Source organism: Limimaricola hongkongensis DSM 17492, from assembly GCF_000600975.2.
GTDB classification, from domain to species: Bacteria; Pseudomonadota; Alphaproteobacteria; order Rhodobacterales; family Rhodobacteraceae; genus Limimaricola; species Limimaricola hongkongensis.
Genome location: NZ_KK088652.1, coordinates 262,348 through 278,786 on the forward strand (window position 1 = coordinate 262,348; position 16,439 = coordinate 278,786).

Annotated in this window: 16 protein-coding genes; 11 read left to right on the forward strand and 5 right to left on the reverse strand. The window is 68.0% G+C overall.

Annotated features, from left to right (window positions below):
- Positions 1 to 14: 14 nt before the first annotated feature.
- Entirely contained in the window at positions 15 to 590 is a 576-nt protein-coding gene (locus tag LOKHON_RS09560) for a PAS domain-containing protein (RefSeq protein WP_017928564.1), read from the reverse strand.
- Between the two features lie 176 nt (positions 591 to 766).
- Here LOKHON_RS09560 and gmk point away from each other — a divergent pair, with 176 nt between their 5' ends.
- Together gmk and LOKHON_RS09570 are read left to right on the forward strand one after the other, a co-directional pair.
- A complete protein-coding gene (gene gmk / locus LOKHON_RS09565) occupies positions 767 to 1,405 on the forward strand; it encodes a guanylate kinase (protein WP_017928563.1) in 639 nt (212 codons plus the stop codon).
- Positions 1,402 to 1,923 carry a gamma carbonic anhydrase family protein gene (locus tag LOKHON_RS09570; protein WP_017928562.1) on the forward strand — a complete coding sequence of 174 codons (522 nt, stop codon included), beginning with the start codon at positions 1,402 to 1,404 and terminating at the stop codon, positions 1,921 to 1,923. Before gmk ends, LOKHON_RS09570 begins: the two co-directional genes overlap by 4 nt.
- A 6-nt stretch (positions 1,924 to 1,929) precedes the next feature.
- On the opposite strand, the gene LOKHON_RS09575 is transcribed toward LOKHON_RS09570, so the two are convergent.
- On the reverse strand, positions 1,930 to 2,277 hold the full coding sequence (locus tag LOKHON_RS09575) for a hypothetical protein (protein ID WP_017928561.1): 348 nt from the start codon (positions 2,275 to 2,277) through the stop codon (positions 1,930 to 1,932).
- Positions 2,278 to 2,424: 147 nt separating this feature from the next.
- On the opposite strand from LOKHON_RS09575, the gene LOKHON_RS09580 reads away from it, so the two are divergent.
- The 8 genes from LOKHON_RS09580 to LOKHON_RS09615 all read left to right on the forward strand — a co-directional run bounded on the left by LOKHON_RS09580 (position 2,425) and on the right by LOKHON_RS09615 (position 10,708).
- Positions 2,425 to 3,465 (forward strand): sensor histidine kinase, encoded by a 1,041-nt coding sequence (locus LOKHON_RS09580; RefSeq protein ID WP_017928560.1) that lies wholly within the window; start codon positions 2,425 to 2,427, stop codon positions 3,463 to 3,465.
- Positions 3,466 to 3,613: 148 nt separating this feature from the next.
- Complete coding sequence (locus LOKHON_RS09585) at positions 3,614 to 4,657, forward strand: substrate-binding domain-containing protein (RefSeq protein WP_017928559.1); 1,044 nt, start codon at positions 3,614 to 3,616, stop codon at positions 4,655 to 4,657.
- Positions 4,658 to 4,772: 115 nt separating this feature from the next.
- Entirely contained in the window at positions 4,773 to 6,236 is a 1,464-nt protein-coding gene (gene pstC, locus LOKHON_RS09590) for a phosphate ABC transporter permease subunit PstC (protein WP_036082522.1), read from the forward strand.
- Positions 6,233 to 7,597, forward strand: coding sequence for a phosphate ABC transporter permease PstA (pstA, locus tag LOKHON_RS09595; RefSeq protein ID WP_017928557.1), 1,365 nt, complete (start codon positions 6,233 to 6,235; stop codon positions 7,595 to 7,597). Before pstC ends, pstA begins: the two co-directional genes overlap by 4 nt.
- Positions 7,598 to 7,623: 26 nt before the next feature.
- On the forward strand, positions 7,624 to 8,418 hold the full coding sequence (gene pstB / locus LOKHON_RS09600) for a phosphate ABC transporter ATP-binding protein PstB (protein WP_026147483.1): 795 nt from the start codon (positions 7,624 to 7,626) through the stop codon (positions 8,416 to 8,418).
- Between the two features lie 14 nt (positions 8,419 to 8,432).
- Positions 8,433 to 9,146 (forward strand): phosphate signaling complex protein PhoU, encoded by a 714-nt coding sequence (gene phoU / locus LOKHON_RS09605; protein WP_017928555.1) that lies wholly within the window; start codon positions 8,433 to 8,435, stop codon positions 9,144 to 9,146.
- Positions 9,147 to 9,151: 5 nt separating this feature from the next.
- The gene (gene phoB, locus LOKHON_RS09610) at positions 9,152 to 9,841 is read left to right on the forward strand and encodes a phosphate regulon transcriptional regulator PhoB (RefSeq protein ID WP_017928554.1); all 690 of its coding nucleotides are present in this window, start codon (positions 9,152 to 9,154) and stop codon (positions 9,839 to 9,841) included.
- A gap of 192 nt (positions 9,842 to 10,033) precedes the next feature.
- Positions 10,034 to 10,708, forward strand: coding sequence for a helix-turn-helix transcriptional regulator (locus LOKHON_RS09615; RefSeq protein WP_017928553.1), 675 nt, complete (start codon positions 10,034 to 10,036; stop codon positions 10,706 to 10,708).
- Positions 10,709 to 11,067: 359 nt separating this feature from the next.
- On the opposite strand, the gene tsf is transcribed toward LOKHON_RS09615, so the two are convergent.
- The 3 genes from tsf to LOKHON_RS09630 form a co-directional block, all read right to left on the reverse strand.
- Positions 11,068 to 11,943: a translation elongation factor Ts gene (gene tsf / locus LOKHON_RS09620; protein ID WP_017928551.1), complete on the reverse strand. Its 876-nt coding sequence runs from the start codon at positions 11,941 to 11,943 to the stop codon at positions 11,068 to 11,070.
- 77 nt (positions 11,944 to 12,020) lie between these two features.
- Positions 12,021 to 12,800: a 30S ribosomal protein S2 gene (gene rpsB / locus LOKHON_RS09625; protein WP_017928550.1), complete on the reverse strand. Its 780-nt coding sequence runs from the start codon at positions 12,798 to 12,800 to the stop codon at positions 12,021 to 12,023.
- A gap of 158 nt (positions 12,801 to 12,958) precedes the next feature.
- Positions 12,959 to 13,828 carry an NAD(P)-dependent oxidoreductase gene (locus LOKHON_RS09630; RefSeq protein ID WP_017928549.1) on the reverse strand — a complete coding sequence of 290 codons (870 nt, stop codon included), beginning with the start codon at positions 13,826 to 13,828 and terminating at the stop codon, positions 12,959 to 12,961.
- Between the two features lie 102 nt (positions 13,829 to 13,930).
- Here LOKHON_RS09630 and LOKHON_RS09635 point away from each other — a divergent pair, with 102 nt between their 5' ends.
- A complete protein-coding gene (locus tag LOKHON_RS09635) occupies positions 13,931 to 16,396 on the forward strand; it encodes a penicillin acylase family protein (RefSeq protein ID WP_017928548.1) in 2,466 nt (821 codons plus the stop codon).
- Positions 16,397 to 16,439 lie beyond the last annotated feature (43 nt).

A 16,439-nucleotide genomic window follows, 5' to 3' on the forward strand; every position in this document is an offset into this window, starting at 1 on the left:
CCCGCCTTCTGGCGTCAGGCGACCGGCTGCGGCGGGTCATTGTCCACGACCAGCCGCAGCCTCGGGGTGGGGGCGTGGGCGGGGGCGGTCGGCGCGCCGATCCGCACCGGCCCGGCAAAGCCGAAGCGCCGCGCGCGGCCCGGCAGCAAATCATGCAGCAAGGCCCCGATCATCTGCGGCGCGGCCCCCGGTTCGGGCCGCAGCGGCAGCAAAAGCAGCCATCCCGCGGCGCGGCCTTGCACCTGCAGGCGCGCCTGCAACGGAACCTTTGCGCCAAAGCCGTGTTCGAGCAGGTCCGCGAGCCGCGCCTGCGCCCTGGCCGTGAACAGCCGCGACAGCGGCAGCCCGCGGGCCTCGCCCCCGGCCAGATCGCAGAGCGACTGGCCGGCGATGCGCAGTCTTGCCTGTCCCGGCGCGACGCGGTCGATCACGAAGGCGCCAGGCAGCGCGTCACCGATCCGGCCCGGTTCGATCCGGCCGCGTGCGGGCGGGCGGCCATGCCGCACGAGGCCGCGCCAATAGGTTTCGAACTGCGCGATCCGTGACGCGGCGTCGCTTGCGGTCCGGCTCTGTTCGTTACGCATCGTCATCGGACCCCTCCACGATTTTGCCCTGTTTCTGCCACGATCCTACGATGCGGCGGCGGGGATGGCTCTTAATATCGCATAAACTGATTAACGCGGGCCGGGGCCGGTCTTGCCCCGCGCGCATGTTGCGCCTAGTCCCGATGGACCCAGATCGGCCAATTCACGGAGCAGCGGACATCATGCACAGGCGCGGCCTACTCATCATTCTCTCCTCGCCCTCCGGTGCCGGGAAATCGACGCTGGCGCGGCGCCTGCGCGACTGGGATCCGACCTTGGGCTTTTCGGTCTCGGCCACGACCCGCGCGCCGCGCCCCGGCGAGACCGATGGCGCCGATTACCACTTCGTCACCGAGGACCGGTTCAAGCATCTCGTCGCCGAAGGCGAAATGCTGGAGCATGCCCGCGTCTTCGAGAACTATTACGGCTCGCCCGCGGCCCCCGTGGCCGAGGCGACCGAGGCCGGGCGCGACGTGTTGTTCGACGTCGACTGGCAGGGCGCGCAGCAGATCTCCAACAGCCGCATGGCCGACCAGGTGCTGTCGATCTTCATCCTGCCGCCCTCGATCGCCGAATTGCATCGCCGCCTCGTGGGCCGCGCGCAGGACGCGCCCAATGTGATCGACCGGCGCATGCGCAAAAGCTGGGACGAGATCAGCCATTGGGACGGCTATGACTATGTGCTCGTCAACGACGAGCTTGACGCCACCGAGGCACGGCTCAAGATCATCATCGAGGCGGAGCGCCTGCGCCGCAGCCAGCAGCCCTGGCTGGTCGATCACGTGCGCGGGCTGCAATCGGAATTCGAGGAGAGATCATGACCATCTACGCGCTTGACGGCGAAGCCCCCGAGATCGACGACACCGCCTGGGTCGCCCCCGGCGCCCATGTGATCGGCCGCGTGACGCTGGCCCCCGGAAGCTCGGTCTGGTTCGGCAGCACGATCCGCGGCGACAACGAACGCATCACCCTGGGCGAAAACACCAATGTGCAGGAAAACTGCGTGCTGCACACCGACATGGGCTATCCGCTCGACATCGGCGCGGGCGTCACGGTGGGCCACAAGGCGATGCTGCATGGCTGCACGATCGGCGAGAACAGCCTGATCGGCATGGGCGCCACGGTGCTCAACGGCGCGAAGATCGGGCGCGACTGCCTGATCGGCGCGGGCGCGCTGGTCACCGAAGGCAAGGAAATCCCCGATGGCAGCCTCGTGATGGGCGCGCCGGGCAAGGTGGTGCGCCAGCTCGACGACGCGGCGATCGAAAAGCTGCGGCAATCGGCGCTGAGCTACCGCGACAACGCCGCGCGGTTTCGCGACGGGCTGAAGCCGCTGTAACCGATTTCATCCGCGCTGACAGGAAATCCGTACATCGAGCCCCGGCGCCGCATCTGCGATTTCGGCCTGCACCATGTCGGGGTCGGCCAGCGCGCCGGCCACGATCCTGTAGGTTCCGTGATAGCCGATCGCCTGAAGCCGCTCTGCCACGTCGAGCGCATCGAAGTGCGGCCCCATCAGCCCCGACACCACGAGGCCGGGCGACAGCTCGTTGAGCGTATCGGCGGTCAAGGTGCGAAACCCGCAGCGGACCGCCGGCAGGCCGGGGGACAAAACCGCCGCCGTGCCATGTCCGCCGGTGACCAGCAGCATCACGAGATCCTGGTCAAGCAACATGGCGGGCTGATCGAGCATCCGGAAACTCCATAGGCGTCGTTTGCACGCCGCCCATGCGGCAAGCTGTCGCTCCTGTCTACGCGAATGACGGCCTGCGGGAAATGAAAAACCTGCGATGTGCCGTAAGGTCTGGGCGCGAGGATGCGCCCCGTCTAGGAAAAGACCATGACGCCCAGCTCGCTCGATTCATTCGCGGCCGCATTGCCGATCCCGGTTCTGCTCATCGACCCGTCCGAACGGATCGCGGCGGCCAATCCGCCCGCGCTGCGGCTGTTGGGCGGCGCGCAGGTCGGGCGGCACTACATCGCCGCGCTGCGCCAGCCCGCGCTGCTCGACGCGGTCGAGGCCTGCCTGCGCGACGGGACGGGGGGACGGGCGCGCTATCTGGGCCGCGAGGGCAGCCGCGACACCGCCTGGACGGTGACGGCGGGGGCCGTGGCGCTGCCGCGAGGGCGCGGCGTGGCGCTCAGCTTCGAGGACATCACGGCGGTCGAGGAGGCGGAGGCGATGCGCCGCGATTTCGTCGCCAATGTCAGCCACGAGCTGCGCACGCCGATCACCGCGCTGTCGGGCTTCATCGAAACGCTGCGCGGGCCCGCCCGCGACGACGCGGCGGCGCGCGAGCGGTTCCTGTCGATCATGCAGCGCGAAACCGAACGATTGTCGCGGCTGGTGTCCGATCTTCTGTCGCTGGGCCGGGTCGAACAGGCCGAGCGGCTGCGCCCGACCGCGGCGGTCGACCTTTCGGCGCTGGTGGCACAAGTGGCGGCGGTGCTCGAACCGGTGGCGGCGCGGGACCGCGTGGTGATCCGGGCGGATCTGCCCGATGATCCGGTCACGGTGCCCGGCGACGAAGAACAGCTTCGGCAGGTGCTGACCAATCTTCTGGGCAACGCCATCAAGTATGGCGGGGCCGACCGCGAGGTGACGCTGACGCTCGGGGCCCCGGACCGGCACCGGGAGCTGCGCGGCCCCGGGGTGCGGCTCGACGTGGCCGATCAGGGCGACGGCATCGCCGCGCATCACATTCCCCGGCTGACCGAGCGGTTCTACCGCGTCGACGCGCATCGCTCGCGCGCCGTGGGCGGGACCGGGCTCGGGCTCGCCATCGTCAAGCATATCGTGAACCGCCACCGCGGACGGCTCAGGATCGAAAGCGTGCCGGGGCAGGGCAGCCGGTTCAGCGTGATCCTCCCCGCGGATTAGCCCCTTGCCGCTTGGTCATCCGCGCTAGATCGCGGGCTGTCATGAAAGTTTTACATGACTGTCACAAAACGGAGTTCCCGAGCCCCTAATCGAACGGCAACGGGGCGCCGGACGGCGCTTCCGGGGGAATGAACAACAGGAGCGATCCATGTCCTTCGTCAAGCTGACCGCCTCGAGCGCGGCTCTCATCGCCGCCACCGCCGGCTTCGCCACGGCCCAGGGCCGCGACAACGTGCAGGTGGCGGGCTCCTCGACCGTGCTGCCCTATGCCTCGATCGTTGCCGAAGCCTTTGGCGAGAACTTCGATTTTCCGACCCCGGTGGTGGAATCGGGCGGCTCCTCGGCCGGTCTCGCGCGCTTTTGCGAAGGCGTCGGTGAAAACACCATCGACATCGCCAACGCCTCCCGCGCGATCCGCGAGGGCGAGGTCGAGACCTGCGCCGCCAACGGCGTGAGCGAGATCATCGAAGTCCGCATCGGTTATGACGGCATCGTCTTCGCCTCCGACATCGATGGCGAGACCTTCGCCTTCACGCCCGCCGACTGGTACCAGGCGCTGGCCGCCGAGATCCCGCAGGACGGCGCGATGGTGTCGAACCCGAACAGCTCCTGGGCCGACGTGAACGCCGAGCTGCCCGATCAGGAGATCCTCGCCTTCATCCCGGGCACCAAGCACGGCACCCGCGAAGTGTTCGAGGAAAAGGTGCTGCTCGCGGGCTGCGAGGAAACCGGCGCCTATGAGCAGATCCTCGAGATCAATGGCGGCGACGAGGATGCCGCCGAGGCGGCCTGCATGGACACCCGCACCGATGGCGTGTCGGTCGACATCGACGGCGACTACACCGAAACGCTGGCCCGGATCGAGGCCAACCCGCAAGGTCTCGGCGTGTTCGGCCTGTCCTTCTACGAGAACAACACCGACAGCCTGCAGGTCGCGACCATGAACGGGGTCGAGCCCTCGACCGAGACCATCGCCAGCGGCGACTACCCGGTGTCGCGCCCGCTCTACTTCTACATCAAGAAGGCGCATATGGGCGTGATCCCCGGCCTTCAGGAGTTCGCCGAGTTCTTCGTCGCCGACGAGATCGCCGGTCCCGACGGCCCGCTTTCGGCCTACGGCCTCGTCGCCGATCCCGAGCTGGCCGCGACCCAGGAGGCGATCGCCAACGGCACCACCATGGACGCGATGTAACCCAGGCGTTATCGAAACGGGGGCGGCCTTGCCGCCCCCGACCGCGCGACAGACCTGACACCGCCCCGGCCCGACGCGACCTTCGCCTCGGGCCTCGACAATTGAAGGCCCAGCCATGACCCCGTCCTGGATCGCCCTGATCGTCCTGGCCATCGCCGCCGCCGGTTTCGTGCTGGCGCGCATGCGTGCCCTGGGCGCCGCCCGCCGCGAGGCCCGCAGGCTTCACTCCCTCCCGAATTACTATGGCTGGACCGCCGCGATCTATGCCGCCGGTCCCGCGCTGCTGTTGCTCGCGATCTGGCTGGTGGCGCAGCCGGTCGCCACGCGCGGCCTCGTCTGGCCGGTGCTGGAGTCCAGTGCCGCCGAGGGCGCGGTGCCGTCGCTGATGATGGCCGACGTGCAGCGTCTCGCCGCCGGTCTCGAAGACGCCATCGACACCGGCCGCCTGACCCGCGAGGCCGCGCAAGCGCTGCCGCCCGAGGAACTGCGCGACACCATGGCCGCGCGAGGCGTGGCCCTCGGCTCCGACGTGACATTGGCCACCCGCGACGCGGCGCTGCGCTGGCTGCGGCTGTCGGGCATCGGCGATCTGGGGCGGGCCATCGCCGTGATCGGGCTCGCCATTGCCGGGGCGGTTTGGGGCGTGTCCCGCGCCAAGCCCGACTTTCGGGCCCGCAACGCGGTCGAGCGGGCGATGCGCGGGGTGCTGATCGGCGCCGCGCTGATCGCGATCCTGACCACCCTCGGCATCGTGCTGGCGCTGATCTTCAACACCATCGAGTTCTTCCGCCTCTACCCGGCGGCCGAGTTCTTCTTCGGCACCACCTGGAGCCCGAGCTTCGGCGGCGGCTCCGAGCTTGGCATCCTGCCGCTTTTGTGGGGCACGCTCTACATCTCGATCATCGCGCTTCTGGTCGCGGTGCCGATCGGCCTCTTTGCCGCGATCTATCTTGCCGAATACGCGCATCGCAACGTGCGCGCCTGGGCCAAGCCGATGCTGGAGATGCTCGCGGGCATTCCGACCATCGTCTACGGTCTCTTCGCGCTGCTGACCGTCGGCCCGCTTCTGGTCGAGGCGTTCGGGCGTGGCGGGTTTCTGGGCTTGGGCTGGATGCAGGGCGGCACGGCGGTGATGACCGCCGGTCTGGTGATGGGCATCATGCTCATTCCCTTCGTGTCCTCGCTGTCGGACGACATCATCAACGCGGTGCCGCAGGCGCTGCGCGACGGCAGCCTCGGTCTCGGCGCCACCCGTTCGGAAACGATCCGGCAGGTGGTTCTTCCGGCGGCGCTGCCCGGCATCGTCGGCGCGGTATTGCTCGCGGCGTCGCGCGCCATCGGCGAGACGATGATCGTGGTGCTCGGGGCAGGGGCCGCGGCCCGGCTGTCGATGAACCCGTTCGACGCGATGACCACGGTGACCGCCAAGATCGTGAGCCAGCTCACCGGTGACGCCGATTTCTCCTCGCCCGAGGCGCTGGTCGCCTTCGCCCTCGGCATGACCCTTTTCGTGATCACCCTCGCGCTCAACGTCGTGGCGCTGTGGATCGTGCGCCGTTACCGGGAGCAGTACGAATGACCGACATTCCCACCGACACCGGCTCGCCCGCCGAGCGCCCCGCGCCCAAGGGCGGCTCGCTGCTCGTCACCGATGCCCGCACCAAGCGGCGCAACCGGGCCGAGACGCGCTTCAAATCCTATGGCATCGCCGCGCTCGCCGTCGGCGTGGCCTTCCTCGTGGCGCTGCTCTGGGCGATCCTGTCGAACGGCCTGACGGCCTTCACCCAGACCTATGTCCAGCTCGACGTGCCGCTGCTTGAGGAAAAGCTCGACAAGGACGGCGACCGCGACCCCGCCAAGATCGCCAAGGTCTCCACCTTCGGCTACAAGCCGCTGATCGAGGCGGCGCTGGTCGATCTGGTGGCGCGCGAAGGGCTCGACACCGACATCGAGGACAAGGCGCTGACCAAGATCCTGTCGGATGCCGCCGCCGCCGACATCCGCGACCGCGTGCTCGCGACCCCCGATCTGATCGGTCAGACCGTCAGCTTCGAAGTGCTCGCCTCGAGCCGCGTCGACGGCTATCTCAAGGGCCGGGTGAGCCGCGAAAGCCTCGCGCGTGACAAGAACCTCGATGCCGCGCATCTCGACCTGGTCGACGCGCTGCGCGAGGCCGGGGCAATCGAAAAGCGGTTCAACTGGGCCTTCATCACCGGCGCCGACGCGTCGGATTCACGGCCCGAACAGGCCGGGATCGGCGTCGCCATGCTCGGCTCGCTGTTCATGATGCTGGTGGTGCTGATCCTGTCGCTGCCGATCGGCGTCGCGGCCTCGATCTACCTTGAGGAATTCGCGCCGCAGAACCGGCTGACCGACCTGATCGAGGTGAACATCTCCAACCTCGCGGCGGTGCCGTCGATCGTGTTCGGCATCCTCGGTCTCGCGGTGTTCATCCAGTTCATGCACCTGCCGCAATCCGCGCCGCTTGTCGGCGGGCTGGTGCTGACGCTGATGACGCTGCCGACGATCATCATCTCGACCCGCGCCGCGCTCAAATCCGTGCCGCCCTCGATCCGCAACGCCGCCCTCGGCGTCGGCGCGTCGAAGATGCAGGCGGTGACGCATCACGTGCTGCCGCTGGCGATGCCCGGCATCCTCACGGGCACCATCCTCGGCCTCGCGCAGGCCTTGGGCGAAACCGCGCCGCTTCTGCTGATCGGCATGGTGGGCTATATCGCGACCAACTATCCCGACGGCGTGGCCGAAGGCTTTCTCAGCCCGAACTCGGCGATGCCGGCGCAGATCTACGAATGGGCCAAGCGGGCCGATCCGGCCTTTTACGAACGCGCCTGGGGCGGCATCATCGTGCTGCTGGTGTTCCTCTTGGCCATGAACCTCATCGCGGTGCTGCTGCGCCGCCGCTTCGAGCGGCGCTGGTGAGCCGAGCAAGGGCAGGGGGCCCGGACATGAACGACATGCGAACCATGGACAACGCCGTGACCAACGAGACCAAGATCACCGCCCGCGACGTGAACGTGCATTACGGCACGACCCACGCGATCAAGGGCGTCGATGTCGACATCGCCGACCGCACCGTCACCGCCTTCATCGGGCCGTCGGGCTGCGGCAAGTCGACCTTCCTGCGCTGTCTCAACCGGATGAACGACACCATCCCCGGCGCGCTGGTCACCGGCGAGATCAAGATCGACGAGGCCGACATCTACGACCCGCGCGTCGACCCGGTGCAGCTGCGCGCCAAGGTCGGCATGGTGTTCCAGAAACCCAACCCGTTCCCGAAATCGATCTACGACAACGTGGCCTACGGGCCAAAAATCCACGGTCTGGCCAAGAACAAGGCCGAGCTCGACGAGATCGTCGAGAAGGCGCTGCGCCGCGGCGCGATCTGGGACGAGGTCAAGGACCGGCTGCACGCGCCGGGCACGGGCCTCTCGGGCGGCCAGCAGCAGCGGCTCTGCATCGCCCGTGCCGTGGCGACCGAGCCCGAGATCCTGCTGATGGACGAGCCGTGCTCGGCGCTCGACCCGATCGCCACCGCGCAGGTCGAGGAGCTGATCGACGAGCTGCGACAGAACTTCTCGGTGGTGATCGTGACGCACTCGATGCAGCAGGCCGCGCGCGTCAGCCAGCGCACGGCGTTCTTCCACTTGGGCAACCTCGTCGAATACGGCGAAACCGGCAAGATTTTCACCAACCCCGAAGACAGCCGCACCGAGAGCTACATCTCGGGCCGGATCGGGTAAGGGAGCAAGGACCAATGCAGGACAAGCAGCACATCGCCTCGGCCTTCGACCGCGACCTCGAATCGATCCAGGGGCTGATCCTGAAGATGGGCGGCCTGGTCGAGGCCGCGATCATCGACGGCGCGCAAAGCCTTGCCGACCGCGACATCGAGGCCGCCGAAAAGGTCCGCCGCGGCGACAAGGTCATCGACGCGCTCGAAGAGCAGCTCAACGAGGAAGCCGCGCGGGTCATCGCCATCCGCGCCCCGGTGAGCCGCGACCTGCGGGTGATCCTGTCGGTGCTGCGGCTGGCCGCCAGCCTCGAGCGGATCGGCGATTATGCCAAGAACATGGCCAAGCGGACCTCCGTGCTCGCCGAGCTGAACCCGATCGAAGGCTCGGACGCCGCGCTCAAGCGCATGGCGCGCGAGGTGCAGAACATGCTCAAGGACACGCTCGACGCCTTCGTCAACCGCGACGCGGAGCTGGCCGGCGAGGTGCTGCAGCGCGATCAGGACGTGGACCAGATGTACAACGCGCTGTTCCGCGAATTCCTCACCCACATGATGGAAGACCCGCGCGCGATCACCGCCTGCATGCACCTGCATTTCATCGCCAAGAACATCGAGCGCATGGGCGACCTGGTCACCAACATGGCCGAGCAGGTGATCTACCTGACCACCGGTCACATGCCCGACGAGGACCGGCCCAAGGGCGACAACACCTCCTACGTGGCCCAGCCGGAGTAAAGACGATGCGGCAGGTAAAGCCCCACGTCCTCGTGGTCGAGGACGAACCGTCGCAGCGCGCGGTTCTGTCCTACAATCTGGAATCCGAAGGCTTCCGCATCTCCGAGGCCGAAGACGGCGACGCGGCGATGCTGATGATCGCCGAGGAGGTGCCGGATCTGGTGGTGCTCGACTGGATGCTGCCGGGCGTGTCGGGCATCGAGATCTGCCGCCGCATCAAGGCCCGGCCCGAAACCCGCGACCTGCCGATCATCATGCTGTCGGCGCGCTCCGAGGAGGTGGACCGCGTGCGCGGGCTGGAGACCGGCGCCGATGATTACGTGGTCAAGCCGTATTCCGTGACCGAGCTGATGGCGCGGGTAAAGGCGCGGCTGCGCCGCTCGCGGCCGGCGGGGATGGGCGAGACACTCGATTTCGAGGACATCACGCTCGACGCCGAAACGCACCGGGTGCACAGGGCCGGGGCGCCCATCAAGCTCGGCCCGACGGAGTTCCGGCTGCTCGCGACCTTTCTCGAAAAGCCGGGGCGGGTCTGGAGCCGCGAGCAGTTGCTCGACCGGGTCTGGGGCCGCGACGTCTATGTCGACACCCGCACCGTCGACGTGCATATCGGCCGGCTGCGCAAGGCGCTCTGCGCCCATGGCGGCGCCGATCCGCTGCGCACGGTGCGTGGCGCGGGCTACGCGTTGGGATAAGCGACGGGGCAGTAAAAAAGCTGCCCCACGCTTAAATAACGAATATCTCATAATGAAGATTATGTAATATATAAGGTGACTTCGCACCGATCCGAACAGATGTTACCTTGGGATATGCTTCCCCTTACCGGCCACGTACCCGATTCAGGTTCGTCTTTCATCACCCGCGCCGCCCAGAGCCGTGACACGAAAATGCTGTGGAAGCTGATGTGCGGCCAGATGGCGGCCTATGGCTTCGATCGCCTGCTCTATGGCATCACACGGATGAGCGAATGCGGCCCCTTCGATCCCGATGGCTGGATGGTGACCGGCACCCATGACGCAACCTATCTCCAACGCCTGTTCGAAGACGGCCTGCTGCGCGGCGCTCGTGTCACAGACTGGCTCCTGGCCCATAGCGGCACCTTTTTGTGGAGCCGCTACGACGATCTCCCGCCCGGCGATCCGGTCGTCGAGTTCCGCCTGAGGGAATTGCGCCGCGCCCATGACATCCATGCCGGTGCCGTGGTCAGCTTTCCGCCGACATCGCCATGCACGCGCGGCGTGATCTCGTTGACCGCGCGGGCCGATCTGGACCAGCGGCTGGTCGACGACCTGTGGCACGAGATGGGCCACGAGATCGAGGCGCAGCTGCAATATTTCCACCTGCGGTACCTGTCGCTGCCCTTCGGACCCTACCGGCTGACGAAGCGTCAGCGTCAGGTGCTGGAACTAGTCGCGCGCGGGCACACGACTCAGGACATGGCCGAGCGGCTCGGCTTGACGCCGGCAACCATCGACAAGCACCTCAGACTCGCGCGCGAGACGCTCGATGTCCGAACGACCGCACAAGCTGTGCTTAAAGCGTCCCTGTACAACCAAATATGAGCATTGCGACTCTTTTGAGCTTGCTTTGGTCGGGAATACCAGACTTCCAACAAACCGCGCCGCGTGAGATGGTCAATGTGTTAACGAGTGACGGCCAGTTTGGCCAAGGATGCAGGCGGTTACGAGCCTTGGCTTGAACGCATGTGTTCGACCGACAGCAGCAGGTCGGTATTCAGCATGAGATCGCCGCGCCCGTCACCGCCGCCGGGCGCGGCACTTTTCATGCGCCACGACATCAGAAGATCACCGCCCTGCCCCAAAGACCGCATCCGGTCTTTCGCGCCTCTTTTTCCCCCGCCCACGAAAAACGCCGCCCGCTTGCGCGGACGGCGTTCCAGATCGAACCGGAAAGGCGTCGATCAGCCCTTGGCGACCTTGGCCACCTCGGCGGCAAAGTCTTCCTCGATCTTCTCGATGCCTTCGCCGACGGCAAGGCGCACGAAGCCGGTGATCGTCGCGCCGGCCTCGGTGGCGGCCTGCTCGACGGTCAGGTCGGGGTTCACGACGAAGGCCTGGCCCAGAAGGGTCGACTCGGCCATGAACTTCTTCATCCGGCCGACGATCATCTTCTCGATCACGGCTTCGGGCTTGCCGCTTTCGCGGGCGATGTCCATCTGGACCTGCTTTTCCTTCTCGACGATCGCGGGGTCGAGATCGGCCTCGCCGAGCGCTGCGGGGTTGGCCGCGGCGATGTGCATCGCGATCTGGCGGCCGAAGGCCTCGTCACCGCCCGAGAAGGCGACGAGCACGCCGATGGTGCCCATGTCGGTGGTGGCGGCGTTGTGGACGTAGGACACGACCTTCTCGCCCTCGATCGCGGCCATGCGGCGCAGCGTCAGGTTCTCGCCGATCTTGGCGATTGCGTCGGTGACCTGGGTCTCGACCGGCTTGCCGTCGAGATCGGTCGACTTCAGCTCTTCGAGGCTCGACGTCTTGAGGCCGGTCGTGGCGATCTTGGCCACCAGCGCCTGGAAGTCGGCGTTCTTGGCGACGAAGTCGGTTTCCGAGTTCAGTTCGATCGCGACGCCGCGGCCACCCTCGACCGCAACGGCCACGAGGCCCTCGGCGGCGGTGCGGCCGGATTTCTTGGCGGCCTTGGCCAGGCCCTTGGTGCGCAGCCAGTCGGTGGCCGCTTCCATGTCGCCATCGGTTTCGGTCAGCGCCTTCTTGGCGTCCATCATGCCTGCGCCGGTGCTCTCGCGCAGTTCCTTGACCATGCTCGCGGTGATCGCCATCGCGTCTCTCCTAGAATTTGAATGGACTCCGGGCGCGGTGATCCGCGCCCGGCAATCGTCTGGGAAGGCCGGCGGCCTTACTGGGCGGCGGCCTCGGCCTCGGAGTCGGCGGCGAGCTGCTCCTCGGTGAACTGCTCCATCGCACCCATGTCGACACCGGCGGCGCCGAGCTGCGCGCTCATGCCGTCGAGTGCCGCGCGGGCGGCGAGGTCACAGTAGAGCGCGATCGCGCGGGCCGCGTCGTCGTTGCCCGGGATCACGTAGTCCACGCCGTCGGGCGAGCAGTTGGTGTCGACCACGGCGACGACCGGGATGCCGAGCTTCTTGGCTTCGGAGATCGCCAGGTCTTCCTTGTTGACGTCGATCACGAACAGCAGGTCCGGCACGCCGCCCATCTCGCGGATGCCGCCGAGCGAAGCCTGAAGCTTGATCTGCTCGCGCTCCATGCCGAGACGCTCTTTCTTGGTGAGACCGGCAAAGCCCTGCTCGGCCGCCTCGTCGATGGCGCGCAGGCGGTTGATCGACTGCGACACAGTCTGCCAGTTGGTCAGCGTGCCACCGAGCCAGCGGTGGTTCATGTAGAACTGGGCCGACTTCTCGGCGGCGTCGGCGATCGGCTGCGCGGCCTGGCGCTTGGTGCCGACGAACAGCACGCGGCCGCCCTTGGCGACGGTGTCGCGGATGACCTGCAGCGCCTTGTCCAGCATCGGGACGGTCTGGGTCAGGTCCATGATGTGGATGCCGTTGCGGGCGCCGTAGATGTACTCGGACATCCGCGGGTTCCAGCGGGCGGTCTGGTGGCCGAAGTGAACGCCGGCCTCGAGCAGCTGGCGCATGGAGAACTCGGGAAGAGCCATGTCTGTAACCTTTTTCCGGTTTGGCCTCGGCGGGGGATCAGGGCGGCTGCCCCAACCGGTGGACCCCGGGGGATGTCTCCCCCCGAAAGCCCGCCCCCGCCTGCGGGATTGATCGTGCGCTGGCCCTTAGCGCCACCGCGCCGGAAAGGCAAGAGCGATCAGCTTTTGCGCAGCCGCTTGATCAATGACGAGGTGTCCCATCGGCCGCCGCCCATCTGCTGCACCTCCTTGTAGAACTGGTCGACAAGCGCCGTCACCGGCAGGCTGACCGACAGCTCGTCCGCCGCATCGAGACAGATGCCGAGATCCTTGCGCATCCAGTCGACGGCGAAGCCGTGCTCGAAATGATCGTCGAGCATCGTGGAGTGGCGGTTGACCATCTGCCAGCTTCCGGCGGCGCCCTGGCTGATCACCTCCACCAGCGCGCGGCCATCGAGCCCGGCCTTGTCCGCGAAGGCCAGCGATTCCGACAGCCCCTGCACCAGACCCGCGATCGCGATCTGGTTGGCCATCTTCGCCAGCTGCCCCGCGCCGCTCTCTCCCAGCCGCTTGCAGATCTTGGCATAGGCGTCGATCACCGGTTCGGCGCGGTCGTAATGCGCCTGCGCGCCGCCGCACATCACCGACAGCTGGCCGTTTTCGGCCCCCGCCTGCCCGCCCGACACCGGCGCGTCGACGAAGCCGAAGCCGTGCGCATCCGCCTGCGCCGCCAGTTCGCGCGTCACCGCGGCGCTGACCGTGGTGTGATCGACGAAGAGCGCGCCCGCCTCCATGCCCGCGAAGGCGCCGTCATCGCCCAGGCACACGCTGCGCAGATCGTCGTCATTGCCGACGCAGGCAAAGACGATCTCGGCGCCCTCGGCCGCCTCGCGTGGGGTCGCGGCATGCCGCCCGCCATGCGCGGCGGCCCATTTCTCCGCCTTGGCCGCGGTGCGGTTGTAGACCGTGACCTCGTGCCCGGCCCGCGCCAGATGCCCCGCCATGGGGTATCCCATCACGCCCAGTCCCAGAAACGTCAGCTTCGCCATGTGGCCCTCCCTGCCTCGGGGCTTTCACTCGCCCCCGAGGCGCGATACTCACCATGCCCAACCGGCCCGTCAAGCGCGGGCGCCAAGCCCCCCGGAGGATCGATGGCCACACTGTTCCGCTGGCTTCTGCGCCTGACCGTCGGCGCGATCCTGCTCGGCCTCGTGGCCTTCGTGCTGACCTGGTGGTTCTTCGCCCGCTCCCTGCCCGATTACGACGCACGCACCCGCGTCGCCGGGATCACCGCCCCGGTCGAGATCGTGCGCGACCACGCCAACGTGCCGCATGTCTTCGGCTCCACCGACCGCGACGCGTTCTTCGCGCTCGGCTACGCCCATGCGCAGGACCGGCTGTGGCAGATGACGATGCTGCGCCGCACCGTGCAGGGCCGCCTGTCCGAGCTGTTCGGCCGCCGCACCGCCGAAAGCGACGTGCTGATGCGCAGGCTCGATCTCTACCGCGCCGCGACCCGCTCGGTCGAGGATCAGGACGGCCAGACGCGCGCCGCGCTCGACGCCTATGCCGCCGGCGTCAACGCCTGGATCGGCGAGATCAATGCCGGGGCGCGCGGGCGCGGCGCGCCCGAGATGTGGCTGTTCAACCAGCCGGTCGCGCCGTGGCAGCCCGCCGACAGCCTCGCGCTTTTGAAGCTCGTGGCATGGCAGCAATCGGACCATCTTCAGGCCGAGGTGCTGCGCGCCCGCACCTCCTTGCTGCTCGATGACGACCGGCTGCGCGACATCCTGCCCGACGTGCCCGGCCCCGGTCTCACCGCCCTGCCCCGATACGCCGATCTGGTGCCCGACATCCCCCGCCGCCACGCCGCCGCCGCGCCGCGGCTCGACCCGCTGGCCGCCAGCCTGCCCGCTGCGCTGTCGGGCGCCTCGAACGCCTGGGCCGCCGGGCCCTCCCGCTCGGCCACCGGCGCCACGTTGCTGGCCAACGACCCGCACCGGCTGCTGACCGCGCCGTCGATCTGGTATCTCGCGCGGCTGGAGCTGCGTTCGGGCGGGGTGATCGGCGCGACCATTCCCGGCATCCCGCTGGTGCTGGCCGGGCGCAGTGCCGATCTCGGCTGGGGCATCACCGCCGCCTTCGCCGACGATCTCGACCTCTATGCCGAGGAGGTGAACCCGCGCAACGCCGCCGAGTACCGCACGCCAGAGGGTTGGGACCGGTTCGAGACGCGCGACAGCATCGTCGAGATCAAGGACGCGCCCGCCGTCACCCTGCGGCTGCAGCGCACCGCCAACGGCCCCGTTCTGCCGCCCGAGCAATTCGCGCTCGACACGATCCGCCCGCGCGGCCATGTCATGACGCTCGCCTGGTCGGGGCTGTCGGAGGACGACACCTCGATGACGGCGGGGCTGCGGCTGATGCAGGCCCGCTCGATCGAGGAAGGCATCCGCGCGGGCCGTCTGCAGGTCGCACCGAACCAGAACCTGATCCTCGCCGACCGCAACCGGATCGCGCTCAAGACCGTGGGCGCGGTGCCGCTGCGCGACGCGGCCCATCAAAGCCAGGGCCGCCTGCCGACGCTCGGCCACGTGGCCGAGAACCGCTGGCTGGGACGGCTGTCCTATGCCGACCTGCCGCAGACCACCGAACCCGTGGGCGGTCTCGTGGGCAACACCAACAACAAGACCGTCGACCGGCCCTTTCCCGAACATGTCTCCTTTCACTGGGGCGACACGCAGCGCATCGCGCGCTGGCGCGGGCTGATGCAATCGCGCGAGGTGCACACCCGCGACAGCTTCATCGAGGCGCAGCTCGACACGGTGAGCCCCACCGCCCGCGCGCTGCTGCCGATCGTCGGGGCCGATCTGTGGTTCACCGGCGAGCCCGCCCCCGAAGGCACCCCGGCGCGCCGCCGCCAGCGCGCGCTCGAGCTGTTGGGCGAATGGAACGGCGAAATGAACGAACACCTGCCAGAGCCGCTGATCTACGCGGCCTGGATGCGGGCGCTGCAGGAGCGGCTGATCCGCGACGATCTGGGCCCGCTCGCCGGGGCCTATACCCATGTCAGGCCGCTGTTCATCGACCGGGTGTTCCGCGACATCGACGGCGCCGCCGCATGGTGCGACATCCGCCAGTCGGCGGCCGAGGAGAGCTGCGCCGACATCGCGCGGATGGCGCTCGACGACGCGTTGATCTGGATTTCCGAGACCCATGGCGGCGATCTCGACGCGCTGCGCTGGGGCGATGCGCACGAGGCGCGGCAGGATCATCCGGTGCTGGGACAGGCGCCGGTGCTCAACTGGTTCGTCAATATCCGCCAGAGCACCTCGGGCGGCGACAACACGCTGATGCGCGGGCTGACCGACGGGCGCGCGCCGAACCCGTTCCACAACGTCCATGCGGCGGGCTATCGCGGCGTCTATGATTTCGCCGATCCCGACAGCTCGGTCTTCATCATCTCGACCGGCCAGTCGGGCCACCCGCTGTCGCGCCATTACGACGATCTGGGCGAGCTGTGGCGGCGCGGCGAATACATCCCGATGTCGCTCGACCCGTCGCTCGCGCGCGGCGCGGCGGTGGGCATCACCCAGCTTCTGCCTGCGGCGCCCTGACGCCGGAACCGGCGCGTCCCGCGCCGGTTGCCCCTGCGACACA